The organism is Microbacterium sp. GCM10027623 (genome assembly GCF_042666935.1).
GTDB lineage: Bacteria > Actinomycetota > Actinomycetes > Actinomycetales > Microbacteriaceae > Microbacterium.
The window spans coordinates 1030550-1053076 of record NZ_JBHTHE010000002.1 but is presented as its reverse complement, the minus strand read 5'-3'; the positions used below and the strand labels follow the sequence as shown (position 1 = coordinate 1053076).

General features: G+C 68.9%; 20 protein-coding genes. 7 read left to right on the top strand and 13 right to left on the bottom strand.

From position 1 onward, the window contains the following. Positions 1 to 111: 111 nt before the first annotated feature. From ACFQY2_RS12415 to nirB, 5 genes are read right to left on the bottom strand one after another with little or no spacing between them, the layout of a single operon-like run. Positions 112 to 792, bottom strand: coding sequence for a sirohydrochlorin chelatase (locus ACFQY2_RS12415; protein ID WP_378746134.1), 681 nt, complete (start codon positions 790 to 792; stop codon positions 112 to 114). Continuing rightward, positions 789 to 1916, bottom strand: a complete 1128-nt coding sequence (locus tag ACFQY2_RS12410; protein WP_378746133.1) for a uroporphyrinogen-III synthase — start codon at positions 1914 to 1916, stop codon at positions 789 to 791. Before ACFQY2_RS12410 ends, ACFQY2_RS12415 begins: the two co-directional genes overlap by 4 nt. Next, positions 1913 to 3148, bottom strand: a complete 1236-nt coding sequence (gene cobA / locus ACFQY2_RS12405; protein ID WP_378746132.1) for a uroporphyrinogen-III C-methyltransferase — start codon at positions 3146 to 3148, stop codon at positions 1913 to 1915. Before cobA ends, ACFQY2_RS12410 begins: the two co-directional genes overlap by 4 nt. Further along, entirely contained in the window at positions 3145 to 3507 is a 363-nt protein-coding gene (nirD, locus tag ACFQY2_RS12400) for a nitrite reductase small subunit NirD (protein ID WP_378746131.1), read from the bottom strand. The genes cobA and nirD overlap by 4 nt, the downstream gene beginning before the upstream one ends. After that, positions 3504 to 6083: a nitrite reductase large subunit NirB gene (gene nirB, locus ACFQY2_RS12395; RefSeq protein WP_378746130.1), complete on the bottom strand. Its 2580-nt coding sequence runs from the start codon at positions 6081 to 6083 to the stop codon at positions 3504 to 3506. Before nirB ends, nirD begins: the two co-directional genes overlap by 4 nt. Positions 6084 to 6255: 172 nt before the next feature. Here nirB and ACFQY2_RS12390 point away from each other — a divergent pair, with 172 nt between their 5' ends. From ACFQY2_RS12390 to ACFQY2_RS12380, 3 genes are all read left to right on the top strand, one after another. Further along, the gene (locus ACFQY2_RS12390; RefSeq protein ID WP_378746129.1) at positions 6256 to 6585 is read left to right on the top strand and encodes a hypothetical protein; all 330 of its coding nucleotides are present in this window, start codon (positions 6256 to 6258) and stop codon (positions 6583 to 6585) included. A 58-nt stretch (positions 6586 to 6643) separates the two neighbouring features. After that, entirely contained in the window at positions 6644 to 7990 is a 1347-nt protein-coding gene (locus ACFQY2_RS12385; protein WP_378746128.1) for a DUF349 domain-containing protein, read from the top strand. Positions 7991 to 8069: 79 nt separating this feature from the next. Beyond that, positions 8070 to 8651, top strand: a complete 582-nt coding sequence (locus tag ACFQY2_RS12380) for a hypothetical protein (protein ID WP_378746127.1) — start codon at positions 8070 to 8072, stop codon at positions 8649 to 8651. Here ACFQY2_RS12380 and ACFQY2_RS12375 read toward each other — a convergent pair. From ACFQY2_RS12375 to ACFQY2_RS12345, 7 genes are all read right to left on the bottom strand, one after another. Beyond that, entirely contained in the window at positions 8638 to 10890 is a 2253-nt protein-coding gene (locus ACFQY2_RS12375) for a RelA/SpoT family protein (RefSeq protein WP_378746126.1), read from the bottom strand. The genes ACFQY2_RS12380 and ACFQY2_RS12375 overlap by 14 nt on opposite strands. Positions 10891 to 10949: 59 nt before the next feature. Next, positions 10950 to 11939, bottom strand: a complete 990-nt coding sequence (gene secF / locus ACFQY2_RS12370; protein ID WP_378746125.1) for a protein translocase subunit SecF — start codon at positions 11937 to 11939, stop codon at positions 10950 to 10952. Continuing rightward, on the bottom strand, positions 11939 to 13693 hold the full coding sequence (gene secD, locus ACFQY2_RS12365) for a protein translocase subunit SecD (RefSeq protein ID WP_378746124.1): 1755 nt from the start codon (positions 13691 to 13693) through the stop codon (positions 11939 to 11941). The genes secF and secD overlap by 1 nt, the downstream gene beginning before the upstream one ends. A gap of 35 nt (positions 13694 to 13728) precedes the next feature. Next, positions 13729 to 14139: a preprotein translocase subunit YajC gene (gene yajC, locus ACFQY2_RS12360; protein ID WP_378746123.1), complete on the bottom strand. Its 411-nt coding sequence runs from the start codon at positions 14137 to 14139 to the stop codon at positions 13729 to 13731. A gap of 72 nt (positions 14140 to 14211) precedes the next feature. Continuing rightward, the gene (gene ruvB, locus ACFQY2_RS12355) at positions 14212 to 15246 is read right to left on the bottom strand and encodes a Holliday junction branch migration DNA helicase RuvB (protein ID WP_378746122.1); all 1035 of its coding nucleotides are present in this window, start codon (positions 15244 to 15246) and stop codon (positions 14212 to 14214) included. Then, complete coding sequence (ruvA, locus tag ACFQY2_RS12350) at positions 15239 to 15847, bottom strand: Holliday junction branch migration protein RuvA (protein ID WP_378746120.1); 609 nt, start codon at positions 15845 to 15847, stop codon at positions 15239 to 15241. Before ruvA ends, ruvB begins: the two co-directional genes overlap by 8 nt. A gap of 85 nt (positions 15848 to 15932) precedes the next feature. Further along, complete coding sequence (locus tag ACFQY2_RS12345; protein WP_378746172.1) at positions 15933 to 16979, bottom strand: LacI family DNA-binding transcriptional regulator; 1047 nt, start codon at positions 16977 to 16979, stop codon at positions 15933 to 15935. Between the two features lie 89 nt (positions 16980 to 17068). Between ACFQY2_RS12345 and ACFQY2_RS12340 the strand changes: the two genes are divergently transcribed. The 4 genes from ACFQY2_RS12340 (at position 17069) to ACFQY2_RS12325 (ending at position 21865) form a co-directional block, all read left to right on the top strand. Then, complete coding sequence (locus ACFQY2_RS12340; RefSeq protein WP_378746119.1) at positions 17069 to 17968, top strand: carbohydrate ABC transporter permease; 900 nt, start codon at positions 17069 to 17071, stop codon at positions 17966 to 17968. Continuing rightward, entirely contained in the window at positions 17965 to 18858 is an 894-nt protein-coding gene (locus tag ACFQY2_RS12335) for a carbohydrate ABC transporter permease (RefSeq protein WP_378746117.1), read from the top strand. The genes ACFQY2_RS12340 and ACFQY2_RS12335 overlap by 4 nt, the downstream gene beginning before the upstream one ends. A gap of 42 nt (positions 18859 to 18900) precedes the next feature. Beyond that, entirely contained in the window at positions 18901 to 20253 is a 1353-nt protein-coding gene (locus ACFQY2_RS12330) for an ABC transporter substrate-binding protein (protein WP_378746116.1), read from the top strand. A 94-nt stretch (positions 20254 to 20347) separates the two neighbouring features. After that, positions 20348 to 21865, top strand: coding sequence for an alpha-N-arabinofuranosidase (locus ACFQY2_RS12325; protein ID WP_378746115.1), 1518 nt, complete (start codon positions 20348 to 20350; stop codon positions 21863 to 21865). Positions 21866 to 21893: 28 nt separating this feature from the next. Here the strand turns inward: ACFQY2_RS12325 and ruvC are convergent, their stop codons facing one another. Beyond that, positions 21894 to 22457 carry a crossover junction endodeoxyribonuclease RuvC gene (gene ruvC, locus ACFQY2_RS12320; RefSeq protein ID WP_378746114.1) on the bottom strand — a complete coding sequence of 188 codons (564 nt, stop codon included), beginning with the start codon at positions 22455 to 22457 and terminating at the stop codon, positions 21894 to 21896. Positions 22458 to 22527: the final 70 nt, after the last annotated feature.

Genomic DNA, 22527 nt, shown 5'->3' with positions numbered 1-22527 from the left:
AACTACGTGGATGCACGAAACTGCTCCCTGGATGTCGGAACTGAATTCATCAGTCCAACTTCCAGGGAGCAGTTCACGTCGGCCCACGCCCCTCCTGGTCTGCGCCGTCCTTCACAGTGCGCGCTGATAGCGATCCATGATCACCTCGGCGACCCGGGGGTCGGCGCCCAGCGGCGCCGAGACAACGTCGGCACCGGCACGGCGCACCAGCCCGGTGAAGAAGCCCGGAGCGAGCATGTGGCTGGCGGCGATCACCCGTGTCGCACCCCGGCGCCGCGATGCGGACACGGCCTCGGCCACCCGCGGCCCGGCACCGGACGCGTAGCCGACGGTCACCGGCGCGGGGACGAGTCGGCGCAGATGCTCGGCGGCGGCGGTCACGTCCTGCGCCGCGAGAGGGTCGCTCGATCCGGCGGCGGCGAGCACCACGCTGTCGCCGGGCCGCCAGGCTCCGCGCACGGCTGCGCGCAGCCGAGTCGCGAGCACGTGCGCGATGAGCGGATGCGTTCCCAGCGGTTCGGTCTGCCGGGATGCGGGATGCGCCGCGACGGCGGAGGCGATGTCCACCGATGTGTGGTGACCCGACGACAGCAGGAGCGGCACCACGACCGCGCGATCGTTCCTGCTCTCCCGCGCGACGACCGCGGCGATGCGCGGCGATTGCACGTCGACGAAGGCCGGCACGATCCGCACACCGGGCATCCGATCGCGCACCAGCCCGATGAGGCGGGTGACGGTCGCCCTCCCCTCCGGCGAGTTCGTCCCGTGCGAGCAGGCGATGAGTGTCGTCATTCCGGTTCTCCCGTCGTCAGTCGGTATCCGCGTTTGGTGACGGTTCGCACGCTGTCCGCACCACCCAGCCGCTCGCGCAACCGGGCGATGGCCATCTCGACGGCGTGACTCCGCTCCCCACCGCGGGGCAGCGCGCGCCCCAGCTGCTCGCGGGAGAGCACCCGTCCGCCGGCGTCGAAGAGCGCGCCCAGGATGCTCGCCGATGCGGGTGAGAGTGCGATGAACCGCCCGTCGATGAGCGCACCGCCGCTGCGCACCTGGAGCTCCCCCGCCGCCGTGACCGCGCGCGGTGCCGCGCTGGCGAAGTACTCCACCACGCTGCGCACGAGCGAGCCGAGCCGACCCCGCGAGGCCGTGCGGGTCGGCAGGCCGGCCTCCACCAGCGGCGCGGAGGTGATCGGGCCGACGCTGGCGAGCAGCAGTCTGCCGGTGCGCGCACGTGCGCGGATGGAGTCCAGTGCACCCAGGTCGTCAGCGATCCGGACCCACTCCCGTGCTCCGGGGGCGGAGGTGAACAGCACGGCGTCCACGCAGCCCTCCGCCGTCTGCCGCACCGAGCGCCGAACGACCTCCGGGTCGGGCGGCGGGCCCCAGCGGTACACCGTCAGCGGCACCACCTGCGCGCCATGGCGCTCGAGCCGATCGTCCAGGTCGTCCGCACCCGCTCCGTGATGCTGGACGGCGATCCTCCGTCCGGACACGCCGTCGGAGATGAGATGTTCGGCCACCTCCGCGGACGTCTCGGACTCGGCGACCCAGTCCGCGATGAAGCCGGCCTGCTGGATCGCTCCATGCGCCTTGGGGCCTCGTGCGATGAACCTCGACCGAGCGAGCGCAGCCGTCAGGAGGGCGTGCAGGTCGTTCTGATCCACGGCATCCATCCATCCGCGCAGACCCACCCCTGTGGTCACGACGACGATCTCCGGGGGGTCTGCGATCAGCTCGCGGGTGCGCTGGATGAGCTGCCGATCGTCTGTCGCGGGGACGATGCTGAGCGGCGGGATGCGGTGCACCACAGCGCCGCGGCGCTCCAGGGCTGCGGCGAGGTCGGCGGATCGTCGATCCGCCGCCACCACGATGACGCACCCCTCCAGCACGGCGTCCGGGCCGGGGTGCGCGGTCACGCGGGGGCCGTCCGGACCAGCGGCTCGTCCGGCAGCAGCAGGCCGGCACGGGCGACGTCGCCGATGACGATCACGGCGGGGTTCCGCAGTCCGATCTCCCGCGCATCCGCGACGGCGCGCGCGAGCGAGGTGTGCGTGGTGCGCTGCTGCGGAGTGTGGCCGCTCTCGATGAAGGCCATCGGGCGGTCCGGGGCGATGCCGTGTCGTTCGGCCGCGGAGACGATGCCCTTCAGCGCACCGACCCCCATCAGCACGACCGTGGTCACCGCGGGATCCGCCATCGCGGCCAGGGTGGACCCCTGCAGGTCTCCCTGGCCGTTCACGACATGGAACGCCGAGGCGACGCCCCGGTGCGTCACGGGGATGCCCGCCGCCTGCGGGACCGCGATCGCGCTGGACGGCGCCGGAGTGACCTCCACGGGCACGCCGGCAGCCAGGCACGCGCGCAGCTCCTCCCCGCCGCGCCCGAACACGAAAGGGTCACCGCCCTTCAGTCGCACCACGCGTCGACCGGCCTTCGCGTGCTGCACGAGAAGCCGGTTGATCTCGGCCTGCGGGACCGGATGATCACCGGGGCGCTTGCCCACATCGATGACCTGCACCGAGTCCTCGAGCCCGCGCACGACCTCGGCCGCCGGCCCGAGCCGGTCGGTCACGATGACGTCGGCTTCGGCGATGAGCCGCCGCGCTCGAACGGTCATGAGATCGGCCGGGCCGGGTCCGCCGCCGACGAGATCCACCCGGCCCGTGCGCGCGGGGCGGCGGCGCCGCAGAGGCAGGCACCCCGCGGCGATCAGGTCACCGATCGCGTCGCGCACGGCGAGGGAGCGGCGGGGGTCCGCGCCGTACGCGCTGGTGACGGCGACGGTCACATCCCCGGCATCCAGCTGCGCGGTCATCCTCGCCGTGCCGTGCGTGCCGTCACCGGCGCTGACGCAGAGCACGCGCCGGCGCTCGCACAGCCCGGCGATCCTTCTGTCGGTGCGCGCGTCGCCGGTGGCGACGTGCACCAGCCATGCGCCGGCGAGGTCGCGCGTCCGGAACCGGCGGGCATGCCACGTCAGGCCGTGCCGGCGCACCAGGTCCGCCGTCTCCGGATGCAGCTGCGGCGCGACCACGCGCACAGCCGCCCCCTCGGCGATGAACCGCCTCAGCCGTCGTGCGGCGACCGCCCCTCCTCCGACCAGGAGCACACCCCGGCCGGCGAGCGACACCCCGAGAAGCATCGTCATGCTGTCTCCGCGACATCGAACAGCAGCTCGCCGCCGCGCTCCACCAGTTTCCACACCCGCAGCGACGCCGGCTCGCCGCCCCTGGTGTCCACGCACAGCCCCGTGCGCAGGTCGAAGACCTGTTTGTGCAGCGGCGAGGCGACGGTCGGAGCACCATCCCGCGTCCCGACGATCCCCCGTGACATCACCTGCGCACCGGTGTACGGATCCCGATTGGAGACGGCATGCACCGAGCCGTCGGCGAGCAGGAACAGGGCGATCTGCGTGGAGCCGAACAACGCGGCCCGGCCGCGCTCCACCTCCAGGTCGCTCACGGCGCACACGCGCACCAGCGTCTCGGCATCCGCGGTGATGGTCATCCCCGTACCTCCAAGGTCGTTCCTGCGATGAGCACGCCGCCGGCGGCTCGTTCATCGGCCGTCGCCGGCCGCACCTGCCCGCGCTCGGCGACATAGGCGAGCGAGGGATCGGGAGTGTCAGCGGCGTTCACGAACGAGCTGAAGCGCCGCAGCTTCTCGGGATCGCGCAGCGTCGCCGCCCATTCGTCCTCGTACCGCTCCACGTGCCGCGCCATCGCCGCATCCAGATCCGCGCAGATGCCCAGCTCGTCGTCGAAGATCACGCGCTTCAGTCCGTCCAATCCGCCGTCCAGCTCTTCGCACCACGGCGCGGTGCGCTGCAGGCGATCAGCGGTGCGGATGTAGTACATGAAGAACCGGTCGATGGCGCGGATCAGCCCTTCGTCGTCCAGCCCGGCTGCCAGCAGCTGCGCATGCCGGGGCGAGAACCCGCCGTTGCCGCCGACGTACATGTTCCAGCCGTCCTCGGTGGCGATGACGCCGACGTCCTTGCTGCGGGCTTCCGCGCACTCGCGGGCGCATCCCGAGACACCGACCTTCAGCTTGTGGGGTGCGCGCAGGCCGCGATAGCGCAGCTCGAGCCGCACGGCCATACCGACTGAGTCGAGCACCCCGTACCGGCACCAGGTGGAGCCGACGCAGGACTTCACGGTGCGCAGCGCCTTGCCGTAGGCCTGTCCCGATTCGAACCCGGCGCTCACCAGGCGGCCCCAGATCTCCGGGAGCTGCTCCAGTCGTGCGCCGAACATGTCGATGCGCTGTCCGCCGGTGATCTTCGTGTAGAGGCCGTAGTCGTCGGCGATGCGTCCGATGGCGATCAGTCCTGCGGGAGTGACCTCTCCTCCGGGCATCCGCGGCACGACGGAGTAGGTGCCGTCCTTCTGCATGTTCGCCATGACGTGATCGTTCGTATCCTGCAGCGCCGCGTTCTCGCCCTCGAGAACATGCTCCCCGACCAGCACCGACAGGATGCTGGCGAGAGTCGGCTTGCAGATGTCGCAGCCGCGACCGCGTCCGAACCGCGCGATGATCGCGCTGAAGGTCGTCAGCTCCGAGACGCGAACCGCGTCGAAGAGCTGCCGGCGCGACATGTCGAAGTGCTCACACAGCGCCGTCGAGGCGGTCTGCCCGGACTTCGCGAGCTCCTGGCCGACGATCTTGGACACCATGAACACGCAGGAGCCGCAGGTGGCGCCTGCCCTCGTGCAGCTCTTCACCGCCGCGGCATCCATGCAGCCCTCCTCGTGCACCGCCTGCCGGATGCGACCGGCGGTGACGTTGGCGCACGAGCACACCACGGCAGCGTCCGGGAGCTCGCCGGACGGCGCCTCCGCCAGCCCTTCCGGGAGAAGGTAGGCCGCGGGGTCCGCACCGAGAGCGGCTCCGACCATCGGGCGCAGCGCGCCGTACGCGGACGCGTCGCCGATGAGGATGCCACCGAGCAGCGTCTTCGCGTCGTCGGAGAGCACGAGCTTCTTGTACACGCCCGCGACGGGGTCGGCGTAGACGACGTCGAGGGCGTGCGGGCTGGCGGCCATCGCGTCTCCGAAGCTGGCGACTTCGACGCCGGAGAGCTTCAGCTTGGTGGAGTCGTCGTAACCGGGGAACGACGCGGCAGAACCCCGCAGCCCGGCTGCGGCGACCTCCGCCATCGCGTAGCCCGGCGCGACCAGGCCGACCGTGCGGCCGCCGAAGCTGGCCACCTCGCCGATGGCGATGATGCGGTCATCGTCGGTACGGCATGCGTCATCGATGAGGACACCGCCCGCGGGATGCAGGGCCAGGCCCGCGTCCCGCGCCAGCTCGTCGCGGGGGCGCACCCCGACGGTGAAGACGACCACGTCGGCCTCGAGGGAGTCGCCGTCCTCGAACCGCACGGCGCAGACGGCACCGGAGGCGTCGGCGGCGAGGCCGGCCGTGCGACTGCCGAGACGCACGGCGATCCCCCGCTCCTCGATGAGCCGCTGCAGCATCCGTCCCCCTGCGACATCGAGCTGCGCTGACATCAGCCGGTCGGACGACTGCACCACGGTGGTGCCGACGCCCATCGCCTGCAGGGCACCCGCGGCCTCCAGGCCCAGCAGGCCGCCGCCCACCACGGCGCCTCGCAGCGGCCGTCCGAGCCGCGCGGCGCGCGCCTGCACGTGGGCACGCAGGCGAGTCACGTCGCTGAGCGTTCGGTAGACGAACGCCCCCGGCAGATCCCGGCCCTCGACCCGCGGGCGCGGGGCGTAGGAGCCCGTCGCGAGCACCAGCGTGTCGTAGGGGTGCTCGCCCCCGGAGCGGGTGCGGACCGTGCGGACGTCACGATCGATGCGCACGACCGGATCGGCAGCGATGAACTGCACCCGCTCGTCATCGAGCACCCGGCGGTCGAGGGACAGCGTCTCGGGCGTCGCACCGCTGAAGAACGAGGTCAGACCCACACGGTCGTAGGGAGGGTGCTCCTCGTCTCCGATCATCGTGACGGTCCACCCGCGTCCCGTCCCGCTGAGCAGGCTGTCGACGAAGCGGTGCGCCACCATCCCCGCTCCCACCACCACCACGCGCACGGCTGTCATGTCCTCGCCGGTCATCGGTCCCCCTCTGTCGATGTCCCGACGCTACGGATGACGTGTTTCGCGAATCGACGGGACCGCGTTACGCGCAGGGAACGATTCGCTCACAAACGGGTAACGAAGATGTGAGGGCCTTCGCCGGTAGGCTCGCAGGGGCGGCATGGCCGCAGCATCGGCAGAGAGGAACACGATGGCGGTACGCGGTTCTCGCGGCGCGCAGCGCACCAGGACGGATGCCGAGCGCGCACGGCTCTACGCCGCACGGCGGCAGTGGCATGAGAAGCAGGGGGCACGGCGGCGCCGTGACACCGTCCTCGCGGTCCTCGCGGGAGGGCTGATCGTGATCGGCGCCGTGATCAGCCAGACGCTGCACGCCCAGGTCACCGCTCCGGACCCGACGCCATCCGCCCCTGTGCAGACGCCGACGGCGCCGGCACCCACACCGACGACCTCTGCGCCTGCTCCCTCGCCGACCACGTCGACCCCCGCTCCGCTGCCCACCCGGACTTCCGGCGAGTGAACTAGGCTGAGCAGCGTCCGTTTCCACTCCCGCGGAACGACCGCGCAAGGAGAACACCGTGTCTGACGACAACGCCCCCAAGCCCACGCCGCCTGTTCCCGGTCCGCCCCGCAGGCCCATGCCGCGCATGGCCGCAGTCCCCGTCGCGCCCGTCGCCACGGTGGCACCGGTCTCCTCCGATGCCGCCGAGTGGGGCCGGGTGACCGAGGAGGGAGTGGTCGAGGTACGCGACGGCGAGGGCTGGCGCGCTGTCGGACAGTACCCCGACGGCACGCCGGACGAGGCGCTGGCGTACTACGCCCGCAAGTTCGATGACCTTGCCGTCAAGCTCGGCACGCTGGAGACCCGCGCGCAGGGCGGTGGCAGCTCCGCATCCGATCTGACCAAGCAGGCCACGCATCTGCTCGGCGAGGCGAAGGATGCGGCCGCCGTGGGCGATCTCGCCAGCCTCCGCGTCCGGATCGAGACACTCATCGCTTCGCTGTCCGAGGCGACCGCGAAGGAGGCGGAGGCCGCGAAGGCGGCGCTCGATGAGGCGATCGCCGAGCGGACGAGCATCGTCGAGAAGGCGGAGGCCATCGCCGCCCGCGACCTCGAGAAGGTGCAGTGGAAGCAGGTCACCGTCGAGATGACCGAGCTCTTCGACGCATGGCAGGCCCACCAGCAGAACGGTCCCCGACTTCCCAAGGGCACCGCGCAGCAACTGTGGAAGCGTTTCCGCGACGCCCGCTCGACGGTGGACAAGGCCCGCCGCTCGTTCTTCTCCGAGCTCGACGACGTGCACCGCGCGGCGCGCGATGTCAAGTCGCGGCTGGTGGAGCGGGCCGAGGCTCTGGCTCCGCGCGGCGTGGACGGGATCCCCGCCTACCGCACCCTGCTCGACGAGTGGAAGGCCGCCGGACGCGCGGGCCGGAAGGCCGACGATGCGCTGTGGGCGAAGTTCAAGGCTGCCGGCGACGCGCTCTACGCCGCTCGCGCTGAGCAGTCCGCTGCCGAGGAGGCCGACTCCGCCCCGCGGATCGAGGCGCGCGAGGCACTCCTCGAGGAGGCGAAGGCGGTCGCGGACGAGGCGGACCTCAAGCGCGCCCGGGCGCTGCTCACCCGCATCCAGCGGCAGTGGGACGACGTCGGCCGCATCTTCCCGCGGGACAAGGAGCGCGCGCTCGATGACCGCATGCGCACGATCGAGCAGGCGCTCAAGTCGCGCGAAGAGGTCGACTGGAAGCGGAACAACCCCGAGACGAAGGCTCGCGTCGGCGACATGAGTTCGCAGCTGATCGAAGCGATCGAGAAACTCGAGGAAGAGCTGGCCGCCGCGGAGAAGGCCGGCGACGCGAAGGCCGTCAAGAGCGCCACTGAGGCACTCACCGCCCGTCGGGCCTGGCTCAGCGCGCTCGGCGGCTGAACCGACACCGTCACCGACGTTATCCACAGTGTGAGCCGCGATCGCCCGTGACCGGGCGGCGCGGCTCATACTGTTGAGGGTGCACCCCGCGCTGTTCTACCACCCCGGAGACCGGCTCTCCCTTGCCGAACTGGGGGCGGCCCGGCTCGACGGTGACGTCATCGAGATCGGCGAGGGCTTCATGCCGATGGACACCGTCGAGGGGCCCGATGCACGGGCGACCGGCGTCGCCGGCATCATCCCGGCGAACACCGCCGCCTGCGGTCCGACCGCTGCGTGGATCCACGGCGCCGGCGATGCGCCGCCGGCTCTGCACCATGTGCGGCGCACGAGTGCCACCCGACTGCGCTCGGCGACGACGGCGCGGGTGATGTACCACGAGAGCCGGGCCGTCCCCGACAGCGTGCAGACGATCGCCGGCGTGAGCGTCATCGCCGTGCTCCCGACGGCGATGGAACTCCTCTTCGACGCTGCGCTCGCGCACACCGGTTCGCCCTGGTTACGCGCGCTCCTGCTCGTGCAGCCGGGACTTCTGGGAGACCTGCGCGCGTGTCTCGAGCGCACACCGCGGCGTCCGGGACGACGCGGGGCCGTTCAGCTGGTCGACCAGCTCGAGGCGACTGCCCCGTCGACGGGGCGGTCGCTGCTCAGGACGTCGTGACGCGGTACACGTCGTACACGGCGTCGATGCGCCGGACCGCGTTGAGGATGCGGTCGAGGTGGACCGAGTCGCCCATCTCGAACACGAAACGGCTCAGCGCCAGCCGCTCGTCGGTGGTGGTGACCGAGGCGGAGAGGATGTTGACGTGGTGCTCGCTCAGGACGCGCGTGACATCCGAGAGCAACGCGGAGCGGTCGAGTGCCTCGACCTGGATCTGCACCCGGAACACGCTCTTCGTCGTCGGCGCCCACTCCACCTCGACGAACCGTTCGGATTCACCGCCCAGGGCTCGGATGTTGACGCAGTCCTGACGGTGCACGGAGACGCCGCTGCCGCGGGTGACGAATCCGACGATCTCGTCACCGGGGACAGGGGTGCAGCACCGCGCGAGCTTCACGAGGATGTCGGATGCTCCGCGCACCAGGATGCCGGAGTCCGAGGTGCGCGTCTCCCGTGCCGTCCCGCGGGCCGGGAGCTGGATCGCGCCCGTCGAGGTGTCCGCCTGCACCGCGACCAGCGCCGTGACCTTCTCCAGCACCGACTGTGTGGAGATGTGTCCCTCGCCGACGGCGGCATACAGCGCGGAGACGTCCTCGTAGCGCAGCTGCGTGGCCACTTCGGCGAACGACTCCTGGCTCATGAGGCGCTGCAGCGGCAGGTTCTGCTTCCGCATGGCGCGGGCGATCGATTCCTTGCCCTGCTCGATGGCCTCCTCGCGGCGCTCCTTGGTGAACCACCCGCGGATCTTGTTGCGCGCGCGCGTGCTCTTGACGAACCCGAGCCAGTCCTGGCTGGGGCTGGCATCCGGGTTCTTCGAGGTGAAGACCTCGACGACGTCGCCGCTCTTCAGCTCGGTCTCCAGCGGCACCAGTCGGCCGTTCACCTTCGCGCCCATCGTGCGGTGGCCGATCTCGGTGTGCACGGCGTAGGCGAAGTCCACGGTCGTCGCGCCGCCGGGCAAGCCGATCACGCGCCCCTTGGGCGTGAAGACGTAGACCTCCTTGGCGCCGATCTCGAAGCGAAGGGAGTCGAGGAACTCGCTGGGGTCGGCCGTCTCGGCCTGCCAGTCGGAGATGTGCGCGAGCCAGGCCATGTCGGTGTCGGCACGGCGCGGGTCGACCTTGCCCCCGTTCATCCGCTCCTTGTACATCCAGTGCGCCGCGACGCCGAACTCCGCCTGCTGGTGCATCTCATGCGTACGGATCTGGATCTCGACGGTACGACCGGAGGGACCGATGACCGTCGTGTGCAGCGACTGGTAGAGGTTGAACTTGGGGGTGGCGATGTAGTCCTTGAACCGGCCGGGCAGCGGCGTCCACCGGGCGTGGATGGCGCCGAGGACCGCATAGCAGTCCCGCACCGAGTTGACCAGCACGCGGATGCCGATCAGGTCGTAGATGTCGTCGAACTCGCGCCCGCGCACGACCATCTTCTGGTACACGGAGTACAACTGCTTCGGCCGGCCGAAGACCTTGCCGCGGATGCGCAGCTCATGCAGGTCCTCGTCGATGGCCTCGATGACCTGCTGCAGGTACTTCTCACGCTGCGGGGTCCGCTGGGCGATCAGACTGTTGATCTCGGCGTAGATCTTCGGATGCAGCACCGCGAACGACAGGTCCTCGAGCTCGGACTTGATGGTCTGGATGCCGAGTCGGTTGGCCAGCGGGGCGTAGATCTCGAGGGTCTCCTTGGCCTTCTTCGCCGCCTTCTCCGGCGGCACGAAACCCCAGGTACGAGCATTGTGCAGGCGGTCGGCCAGCTTGATGAGCAGCACCCGGATGTCCTTCGACATCGCGACGATCATCTTGCGGACCGTCTCCGCCTGGGCGGACTCGCCGTACTTGACCTTGTCGAGCTTGGTGACGCCGTCGACCAGCATCGCGACCTCGTCGCCGAACGCGTCGGTGAGTTCGGTCAGGGCGTAGCCGGTGTCCTCGACCGTGTCGTGCAGCAGCGCCGCGGCCACCGCACGAGGGCCCAGGCCGAGATCGGCGAGGATCTGCGCGACCGCGAGCGGATGGGTGATGTAGGGCTCACCGCTCTGGCGCACCTGCCCGGCGTGCTTGTCGCGTGCGACCCGGTACGCGCGTTCGATGATCGGCAGATCGCCGCGTGGATGGTTCGCCCGGACGGTGCGAATGAGGTTGTCGAGGTCGTTGACCCGCGGCGCGCGCGAGAAGATCCGCGGCACCAGCCGACGCAGGCTGGAGCCCTGCGATGTGACCTGCGAATCCGCCATCTGCACTCCTGTTCCCGAACCATCCTACGCGGGCGGGGACGCTTCCCCGCCCGCAGGAGTCAGGCCTTCGCGGTGGAGCGCTCGCGCTGTTCCATGACCTTCTTGTCATGCGCGAGGATCTCGCTCTCGCCCTGTCGGAATGCCGCGTACAGCGGAGCGGCGACGAACAGCGTCGAGTAGGTCGCGACGATGATTCCGACGAAGATCGACAGCGAGATCGACGTGAGAGTCTCCGCGCCGAACCAGAGCGCGCCGATGAACAGGATGGCACCCACCGGCAGCGCCGCCACCACCGACGTGTTGATGGAGCGGATCAGAGTCTGGTTGACGGCGAGGTTCACCGATTCACCGAACGTGCGCGTCGTCTGGTTGACATCCTCGGCGGTGTTCTCGCGGACCTTGTCGAAGACGACGGTGGTGTCGTACAGCGAATACGCCAGGATCGTCAGGAATCCGATCACCGCCGCCGGCGAGATCTCGAAGCCTGCGAGGGCGTAGATGCCGACGGTGATGATGAGCACATCGAGCAGTCCGATGATCGACGCCGCCGACATCTTCCAGGTGCGGAAGTAGATCCCGAGGATCAGGAACGTCAGCGCGAGGAAGATCGCCAGGCCCCACAACGACTGGCGGGTCACGTTGGCACCCCACGCCGGCCCGATGAAGGAGTCCGCGACCTCGTCCGCCTTCACGTCGAAGGCGTCGGCGAGGGCGGCCTTGACGAGCTGAGTGTCCTGAGGGCTCATCTGGTCGGTCTGGACGCGCACGTCCTTGCCGTTGACGATGACCACCTTGGTGGTGGCGTCGGAGACCACCGAGCGGACGGCGTCCGTGGCCAGGCCCTGGTTGGTCGACGACGGGTCGACGACCATGAACTGCGAACCGCCGGTGAACTCGATGGAGAACTGGACGGGCCGGATCAGAGGCACGAGCACGGAGCCGATGACGAGCAGGATCGCGATGATGAACCACAGCCTGCGCCTGGCGACGAACGGGAAGGAGGTCTTGCCGGAGTACAGGTTGTTGCCGAACTCATTCATGGAGAACATCAGGAGTCGGAGTCCTTTCCGGCATCCTTGGATCCGTAGGCGGCGAGTGCCTCTGCGCGTTTGCGCTCGGCGATGGTCTGGCGCTTCTCTGCTTCGCTGCGTGCGCCCTTGAGCCGCGCCGCCCGGCCGGAGGAGCCGACCGCCAGTTCGCGGAACTGCGCCCGGCCGCGGTAGACGGCGCCCAGTGAATGCGGATCCAGTCCGGACAGCTTGTGACCGCCGCCGAAGAACCGCGTGCGGGCGAGCAGCTGCATGACCGGGTGCGTGAAGATCACGAAGATGAACACGTCGATCAGCGTCGTCAGGCCCAGCGTGAAGGCGAAGCCCTTCACCGTCGCGTCGGCGAGGATGAACAGCACCACGGCGGCCAGGATGTTGATCGACTTCGAGATGTAGATGGTGCGCTTCGCGCGGCCCCAGCCGTCCTCGACGGATGCGGTGATCGACTTCCCGTCGCGCAGCTCATCGCGTATGCGCTCGAAGTAGACGATGAACGAGTCGGCCGTGAAGCCGATGGAGACGATCAGGCCCGCGACGCCCGCGAGGGAGAGTCGGAAGCCCATCCGCCAGGCGAGGATTGCGATGATGATGTACGTCAGCACGCCCATCACGCCGATCGAGGCCATGATCACCCAGCCGAGCGCACGGTAGGTGATCAAGGAGTACAGCGCCACCAGGCCCAGGCCGATCAGACCGGCGATCAGCCCGTACTGCAGCTGCTGCGAGCCGAGCGTCGCGGACACGGTGTCGGAGCTCTGGACGGTGAAGCTCAGCGGGAGCGCACCATACTTGAGCTGGTCGGCGAGGGCCTTGGCGCTCTCCTGCGTGAAGTTGCCGGAGATGCTCGGCTTGCCGTTGAGGATCGCGGCCTGCATGACGGGCGCGGAGATGACCTTGCCGTCCAGCACGAACGCGAACTGGTCGCGCGGGCTGAGCTGGGCGATGCGGTTGGCGTTCAGTCGCTGGCTGATCTCGCCGAAGACCTGGGTGCCCTTGCCGTCCATCGTCAGGTTCACGGTCCATCGCCCGGACTGCTGCTCCCGACCGGCGGTCGCGTCGTTGATGACGGTGCCGTCGAGCTCCATGGGGCCGAGGATGTACTTCGCCTGAGCGACGCCCTGATCGTCGAACTCGCACGCGATGAGCGGCTGGTCCTCGGGAGCGTTCGTGTCGTGCTCGGCATCGCAGTCGTACGCCTGGAACTCCGCCTGCAGCCTGGGAGTGATGTAGGAGGGGTCCGAGGCATCCGTCGGCTTCGCGGTCGGCGTCGCCTCGAGGGTCTCCGCGGGGGTCGGATACGCGGTGCTCTTGCCGTCCTCGCCGACGAAGGTGTTGCCGGGCGCGTTCGTGTACAGCACCGCACGGAACTCGAGCTTGGCGCTCGCCTGGATGCGGTCGCGCGTCTGCTGGTCGGCCGGGCCGGGGATCTGGACGACGATGTTCCGCCCACCCTCGGTGGTGATGTCCGCCTCGGCGACGCCGGACGCATCCACACGCTGGCGGATGATCGACACGGCCTGGCTCAGCTGCTCCTGTGTGGGCGCAGAGCCGTCCGGTGTCGCGGCCTCCAGGATGATCTGGGTGCCGCCCTGCAGGTCGAGGGCGAGCTCCGGCGCCCAGGAACTCGCGGGCTCACCCGCATCGGTCTTGAACACGTAGACACCGAGGGCGTTGATGCCGAACAGCACCGCCGTGACGATGAGCAGGCCGAGGAGGACCCGCCACGCGTGGCGGGTCGGGGATGTGGATGCCACGTGGTTCCGCTTTCCGCGAGAGAGGACGCCGAGCGTCAGTTGTCGTTGTTGCGCTCGAGACGCGCCTTGGTCTCTTCCGGCGTCTCCACCTGGATCGACTCGATGCCGTCCTCAGAGACGGCGGGTGCGACCACGTCGTCCTCGTCGGCCTCCGGCTCATCCGAGACGATCTCCTCGGTCGGCTCGACGATGCGGAGGATCGCCTGGCTGTGCACCTCGATCACGACGCCGGGGGCGAGCTCGATCTGAGCCGGCTTGTCGAGGTCGACCGGATCGTACGAGACGACCGTGCCGTACAGGCCACCCTGCAGCAGCACCTTCACGCCGGGGACCGTCTTGGTCGCCTTCTCCTCCTGCTGCGCCTTCATCTGCTTCTGACGCTTGCGGGTGTTCAGGAACATGAACACGAGCATCACGGCGAGAAGACCGAAGAGGATGATTTCCATGAGAACGAAAGCCTTTCGAAGTGCACGCCGAACGCGGCGGTGCGTGGGGGGAAGCCGGGAAGCCTTCAGCGATTATAGGTCATCGAACAGTGCCGCACCGTCGGGGTGCTTCACGCCCAGGTGCGCATACGCCTCCGGCATCGCGACGCGGCCGCGCGGCGTGCGACCCAGGAATCCGATGCGCACGAGGAACGGCTCCACGACACTCTCCACCGTCTCCGCCTCTTCTCCGACCGCGACCGCGAGCGTGCTCAAGCCCACGGGTCCCCCGCGGAAGCGGCGCACCAGGGCCTCGAGGACCGCACGGTCCAGTCGGTCGAGACCGATCGGGTCCACGTCGTACAGTTCCAGTGCGGCGCGCACGTCCTGGATCGACGCTGCTCCCCCGCCGCCGTGCACGAGAGCGTAGTCGCGGACGCGCCGCAGCAGCCGGTTCGCGATGCGAGGCGTGCCGCGCGAGCGACGAGCGATCTCTGCCAGCGAGTCATCGGGCAGTGTGACGCCGAGCACCCCTGCGGACCGGGAGATGACGCGCTCGAGGTCGGACTCGTCGTAGAACTCGAGATGCCCGGTGAACCCGAAGCGGTCGCGCAGCGGGTTGGGGAGAAGACCGGAACGGGTCGTAGCCCCCACCAGGGTGAACGGCGCGAGATCGAGTGGGATGCTGGTCGCCCCGGCGCCCTTGCCGACCATGATGTCGATCCGGAAGTCCTCCATCGCCAGGTACAGCATCTCCTCCGCGGAGCGCGCCATCCGGTGGATCTCGTCGATGAACAGCACCTCGCCGGGCGTCAGGCTCGACAGCAGGGCTGCCAGATCACCGGCGTGTTGGATGGCCGGACCGCTGCTCAGGCGCAGCGGTCTGCCGCTCTCGTGAGCCACGATCATGGCGAGGGTGGTCTTGCCGAGACCCGGCGGGCCCGCGAGCAGGATGTGATCGGCGGGTCGATCCTGTATGCCGGCGGCGTCCAGCAGCAGTTGCAGCTGCCCTCGCACCTTGGGCTGGCCGACGAACTCGCCCAGGCTCGTGGGACGCAGAGCACCCTCGATGGCCAGTTCGGTCTCGTCCAGCGCCTCCGCGGCGTCGCGCGGTTCGGACTCAGCCACGTTTGACTCCCGGCCCCATGGCGGCGAGGGTGCGTCGCAGCAGTGCGGGAACCGATCCGCGCTCGGCATCCGTGGCGCCCTCCGCGACCTCGGCAGCGGACTCCGCGGCGACCTTCTCGGTCCAGCCCAGTCCGACCAGCGCCGCCACGACCTGCTCGACGACGCCGTTCGGCGCGGACCCGAGCGGGGCGCTCGTGACCCGGGCATGCACCTTGCCCGCCAGCTGCACGACGATCAGCTTCGCCGTCTTGGGCCCGATCCCTGACACGCGCCGGAACGGCGCATCGTCCTCCCCGGTCACCGCCTCGGCGATCTGATCGACGGTCAGGTGCGACAGCACTCCCAGGGCCGATTTGGGACCCACCCCCGTCACGCTGAGGAGCTGCCCGAAGATCTCCAGTTCGTCTCGGTCGCCGAAGCCGTACAGGCTCAGAGCGTCCTCGCGGACGATCAGGCTGGTGTGCAGCTGCAGCTGCTCGCCCTCCGTCGCGATATGGGCGACGTCGGCGGGCACGAACACCGAGAACCCGACGCCGCCGGTCTCGATGACGACGCGGTCGGGTGCCGTGTGCAGCACGGTGCCGCGCAACGAGGAGATCATGTCCCCAGCCTATCGAGGGCGGCGACGTTCGACGCCGATTGACAGGCGTCCCCCCGCGGCATACTGTACCGGTAAAGATCAGACCTCAAGGAAGAGCGCCTACGTGATCGATGACCCTTCGGCGAACGCGCGGCCGCGTCGTCTCACGCTCCAGGATCCGCGCCGTCGTCACGACCTCGACTGCTTGCTCGTCGTCCGAGATCGTCCCCTCGACCCGGCCGAGGAGACGCTGCATGATGTGCTCCGCCATGGAATCGTTGCCCGGGTCGATCGTGGTCAGACGCGGCACGAGGAACTCGCCCTCGAGGTCGTTGTCGAAACCGATCACCTGCACCTCGTCGGGGACCCGCAGCTCGAGGTCGGCGAGTGCCCGCAGCACCCCCATCGCGGCCGCGTCGGTCAGGGCGAAGACGCTGTCGAAGGCCACACCCTCAGCGTGCAGGCGCATGATCTCCTGGTATCCGTCGACGGTCGTGAACGACGCCGCGACGCCGATGAGCCGCTCGTCGACGGGGATTCCGGCGAGCTCATGCGCACGACGGTATCCGCGCGCCCGCAGCGTCGGCATGCTGTCGCCGAGCCGTCCCCGGCATCCCCCGACGAGCGCGATGCGGGACGCTCCGGCTTCGATGAGACGACTGGTGGCGAGTTCCGCTCCGCCGATGTTGTCCATCATCACGTGATCGAACGGGCCGCTCAGACGACGCTCGCCGAGCAGGATGATCGGCGCACCGATGCGTGCGGCGATCACATCCGAGACGTCCAGTTCCACGGGGCTGAACACGATCCCGTCGTAGGAGCGGAGGCGGTCGGTCGCGAGGGCGGCCCGCTCGCCCTCCCTGCTCGCCCCGGTGCGCTCGAGGATGACGTGGTATCCCCGCGCGCGGGCCAGCGTGTCCAGCCGTGCAGTGAGATGCGCGTAGTACGGCCCATCGAGGTGCGGGACCAGCAGTCCGAAGGTGCCGCTGCGTCCGGCCCGGAAGTGACGGGCGGCGTCGTTCATCCGGTAGCCGAGTCGCTCGGCGGCTTCGCGCACACGGGCGCGGGTCTCATCGCTCGCGCCGGCGCGGTCGTTGATGACGTTGGAGACCGTCATCTTGGAGACCCCTGCCTCGCGCGCCACGTCCCTCATCGTCACCACGCCGTCCATCATGCCCCGCCGGGGCCCCGAATGCACAGAGCCGGGCACGGAGCATCATCGCCGAGAAGGAGCACTCCCGCATGAAGAAGCTTCTCTACAATCAGCGGCTCGCGCCGTACCTCTTCATCCTGCCGTTCCTGCTGACGCTCCTGATCTTCTGGCTGGTCCCGGTCGGACGCTCGGTGGTCATGAGCTTCCAGGAGGTGCTCTACGGTCAGGCCACCTTCATCGGCACCGCGAACTACGAGCGCCTCTGGCGCGACCCGGTGTTCTGGAAGGCCATGTTCAACAGCATCCGCTACATGGTGCTGACGCTCATCGTGCTGGTGCCGATCCCGATGATCCTCGCGGCGATCATCAACTCCAAGCTCGGCAGCAGCCGGATGAAGAACTTCTTCAAGTCCTCGCTGTTCGTGCCGGCTCTGACATCCGTCGTCGTGGCGGGCATCGTGTTCCGCCTGATGTTCTCCGAGACCGATTCGGGCCTGATGAACCAGGTCGTCTCGTTCCTCGGGTTCGGTCCGGTGCGCTGGCTGCGGGAGGATCTCACCGGTCTGTTCGCCCTGCTGCTCCTCGCTCTCTGGCGCTGGGCGGGCGTGAACACGATGTACTTCCTGGCCGGCATGCAGGCGATCCCGTCCGAGTACTACGAAGCGGCGTCCATCGACGGCGCGGGCAAGATCCAGCAGTTCTTCAACGTGACCCTGCCCGGACTGAAGCCGACGATCGTGTACGTCACGACGATCAGCGTGTACGGCGGCCTCGCGATGTTCCTGGAGAGCTTCATGCTCTACGCGGGGAACAACTCGCCCAACAACCAGGGCCTCACCATCGTCGGCTATCTGTACCGCAAGGGCATCCAGGACAACGATCTCGGGTTCGCCTCCGCCGTCGGCGTCGTCCTTCTCGTACTGGTCCTCGTGATCAATCTCACACAGCTCACCGCCACGGGCACGTTCAAGAAGGAGTCGCTGCGATGACGACCCAGACCATCGTGTCGCCCGAGCGCGACCGCACCATCGTCGCCGAGCGCCCGCGCATGTCGCGGCGCACGGCGGTGCTGATCCAGACCGCGTTCCTCGTCGTGATCGCACTGATCTCGCTGGTGCCGATCATCGCGATCTTCGTCGGCACTTTCCAGGACGGCAACCACATCATCCGCAACGGGATGTCGCTCTCCGTCGACTTCTCCGAACTGAGCCTGGACAACTACGTCATGCTCTTCACGGACTCGGGTCTGTACTTCCAGTGGTTCTGGAACAGTCTGATCCTCACCATCGTCCAGGTGGCGGGGACCCTGGTGATCAGCTCCTTCGTCGCGTACGGCTTCGCCATGTACGACTTCCGCGGCAAGAGCCTGGGGTTCATCCTCGTCATCATCCTGATGACGATCCCGTTCGAGATGCTGATGCTCCCGCTGTACGTGCAGGTGAACGACATCGGCGCCGCCGACCAGTACTGGATCGTCGTGCTGCCGTTCCTGGCGCAGGCGGTGACGATCTTCTTCTTCCGGCAGTACTTCCTCGGCGTGCCGAGGGAGATCCTCGAAGCCGGGCGCGTCGACGGCGTGTCCGAGTTCGGCATCTTCTTCCGCCTGGTCGCGCCGATCGCCCGCCCCGCGTTCGCGGCGATGGCGATCCTCAACGGAATGATGGTCTGGAACAACTTCCTCTGGCCGCTGCTGGTGCTGCGCTCTCCCGACAAGTTCGTCCTCCCCATCGGCCTGAACACCCTGCTGACGCCGTACGGCAACAACTACGAGCTGCTGATCATCGGGTCGTTCTTCTCGCTCATCCCCATCCTCATCCTCTTCCTGGCCTTCCAGAGGTTCTTCATCGACGGCATGACAGCCGGCGCGGTGAAGGGCTGATCCCACCCTGCACGACAAGACCCCAACAGAAGGAGCATCACCATGCGCACGCGAAGGATTCTGACCGCAGCGGTCGCAGCCGGCCTGGCTGCCGCCGCACTGTCCGGCTGCTCCGGCGGCGGCGGCGACACCGACGGCGACGTCATCGAGGGCGCAGAGGCCCCTGAGGACGCCACCAAGCTGAACATGTGGGTGTTCGCGGAGCTCCACGCCGCTGTCTATGACGACATGGCGGTCAAGTGGAACGAGGAGAACCCCGACAAGCCGATCGACCTCGACGTCACGGTCTACCCCTACCAGGACATGCACGACAAGCTGCTGCTCGCCGTGAACGCCGGTCAGGGGCTGCCCGATCTCGCCGACATCGAGGTGAACAAGTTCTCCAACTTCGTCAAGGGCGACAATCCGCCGCTCGTGGACCTGACGGCGGCGGCCGAGCCGTATGTCGACGACATCGTCCAGGCACGGCTCGACCTGTACAGCCGCAACGGCAAGATCTACGGCTATCCCACCCACGTCGGGGCGTTCGTCGCGTTCTACAACACCGAGCTGCTGGAGGGCGCCGGCATCGACTACACGACGATCAAGACCTGGGACGACTTCGAGAAGGCCGGGGTCGCCTACAACGACAAGACCGGCAAGGCGTTCAGCGTGTCGAGCACCGGCGTGTTCTTCACGGAGCCCCTCGCCATCGCCCAGAACGGCGGGCAGCTCTTCGCGGACGGCGGGCTCGGTGACGTCGCGGTGAACAGCCCGGAGGTCGTGAAGACCATGGAGATGTTCCAGGGGATGAAGGAAGCCGGCGCGCTCTCGACGATTCCCGGCGGCAGCCCGGACAGCGAGGAGGCGTTCGGCGCGATCAACAAGGGCGACTACGCCGCCATCGTGTACCCCGCGTGGTACACCTCGCGCTTCGTCGACTACATGCCCGACCTCGCCGGCAAGGTCGCCATCGCACCCGCGCCGCAGATCGAGGGCTCGGACACGCTGACCATCGGTGGCGGCGGCACGGGAACCGCGGTCCTGGCCGGAGGGGAGCATGAAGATCTGGCCACCGACTTCCTGGCCTACGCGAAGCTCTCCCCCGAGGCCAACAAGGCCGTCTGGGAGGTGCTCGGCTTCGACCCGGTCAACATGTCGCTCTGGGAGGACGAGTCGATCACGCACAACCCGGACAACAAGTTCAACAAGTACTTCCAGACCAACCTGTTCGACGTGCTGAACTCCGTGAAGGACGGCATCGGCCACTTCGAGTCCTTCTCGAACGAGAACCTGCCGACGGTCGACAACTGGTTCCGCACCGTCACGCTGAACGAGATCTACGAGTCCGGCACCCCCGCCAAGGAGGCGCTCGACAAGGCGCAGAGCGACCTGCAGAACGAGCTCGGCCAGTAACCGGACCGCGCGTCCATCCCACGGCGGGCGGAAGCGACTGTCGTCGTTCCGCCCGCCGGTCACGTCCACACACTCCAGGAGCGAATCTCTCGTCATGTCATCTGCATCCATCACCGCCGACCCCGCCTTCGTCGTGGGCCCGGTCAGGCGGCGCACGTTCGGCGCGTTCGTCGAGCACCTCGGCCGCTGCGTCTACACCGGCATCCACGATCCCGAGCACCCGAGCGCGGACGAGGACGGCTTCCGTCACGACGTGATCGACCTCACCCGTGAGCTGGGTGTGTCCACCGTCCGGTACCCGGGCGGCAACTTCGTGTCGGGGTACCGGTGGGAGGACGGCATCGGTCCGGTGGCCCAGCGGCCGGCGCGCCTGGACCTCGCCTGGCATTCGACCGATCCCAATCTCGTGGGAGTCGACGAGTTCATGCGGTGGGCCGCGAAGGCGGAGGTGGAGCCCATGATGGCGGTGAACCTGGGTACCCGCGGGGTCCAGGAGGCTCTGGACCTGCTGGAGTACTGCAATGTGCCGGGCGGAACGGAGCTCTCCGACCGCCGACGTGCGAACGGCGCGGAGGAGCCGTATCGCATCCGCATGTGGTGCCTCGGCAACGAGATGGACGGACCGTGGCAGATCGGGCACAAGACCGCCGAGGAGTACGGCCGCCTGGCGGCCGAGACCGCGCGCGCGATGCGCATGATGGATCCCGACCTGCAACTGGTCGTCTGCGGCTCCTCCGGCTCGAAGATGCCGACCTTCGGCGCCTGGGAGCAGACCGTGCTGACCGAGGCGTACGAGCACGTCGACTACATCTCTGCGCACGCCTATTACTGGGAGGAGGACGGCGACCTCGGCTCGTTCCTCGCCAGCGCCGTCGACATGGACCGGTTCATCGATGCCGTCAGCGCGACGGCCGACGGCGTCCGCGCGGCCCGCAAGGACCCCCGCTCCATCCACATCTCCTTCGACGAATGGAACGTCTGGTATCAGAACCGCGCCGAGTCGCGGCCGCCCAGCGGCGACGACTGGCCCATCGCACCTGTGCTGCTCGAGGACCGCTACAACGTGGCCGATGCCGTGGTCGTCGGCAACCTGCTGATCTCTCTGCTGCGGCACACCGACCGTGTGCACGCGGCGTCGCTGGCACAGCTGGTGAATGTCATCGCGCCGATCATGACGGAGCCGGGCGGGCGCATCTGGAAGCAGACCATCTTCCACCCCTTCGCCCTGACGTCGCGCTTCGCCCAGGGCGAGGTGCTGCGCCTGTCCGTCGAGTCCCCGCTGGTGGAGACCGCCAGGTTCGGATCGGTGCCCGCGCTCGACGCGGTCGCCACCTACGACGACACGACCGGTGACCTGGTGATCTTCGCGACCAACCGGTCCACGACCGACGCACTCACGCTCGACGTCGACCTGCGCGGGTTCCCCGAGCTGCGGCTGGTGGAAGCGCTCACCCTCTCCAACCCCGACCACACGTGGTCGGCGACCGCAGAGGACGACTCCTCCGTGCTGCCGCGCGAGAACGCATCCGCCCGGACCGTCGATGCCCGCGCGGTGATCGACCTGGCGCCGGTCTCCTGGTCGATGCTCCGGCTCACCCGAGCGACGCCCTGACCCGGGGCGTCGTGAGGAGGACCGCGGATCAGCGTGTGCGAGCGCCCCGCTCAGCCGCCGCCCAGGCGCGCTGAGCGGGCGTGAGCGCACCAGACGGCGATGGCCCGGCCGCGCCGCCGCGCCAGGCGTGACAGAGAGCGATCGCGAGCGCGTCCGCCGCGTCCGCCGGCTGCGGAGGTGCGTCCAGGCGCAGGATGCGGGCGATCATCGACTGCACCTGACGCTTGTCGGCCGAACCGTAGCCCGTCACGGCGGCCTTCACCTCGCTGGGGGTGTGCGTCGCGGCGGGCAGCCCTGCCTCGGCGGCGATGAGGAGTGCGACTCCGGATGCCTGTGCAGTCCCCATCACGGTCTGGACGTTGTGCTGGGCGAACACGCGCTCGACCGCGACGGCATCCGGGCTGTGCTCCTCGATGACCAGTCGGATGCCGGCGGCGACGGCCGCGAGCCGCACGGACAGGTCCGCGTCGGGCGGTGTGCGCACGACGCCGACATGCACGAGACTGGCCCGCCGAGTGCGATCCACGTCGACGATGCCGACGCCGCATCGGGTCAGTCCCGGGTCGATCCCGAGCACGCGCAGAGAGCTCACTCCCCCAGGCTACGGGCGCGAAACGGCCCCGGGCGCAGGCGCGCCCGGGGCCGGAGTGCTTCGACCGCCT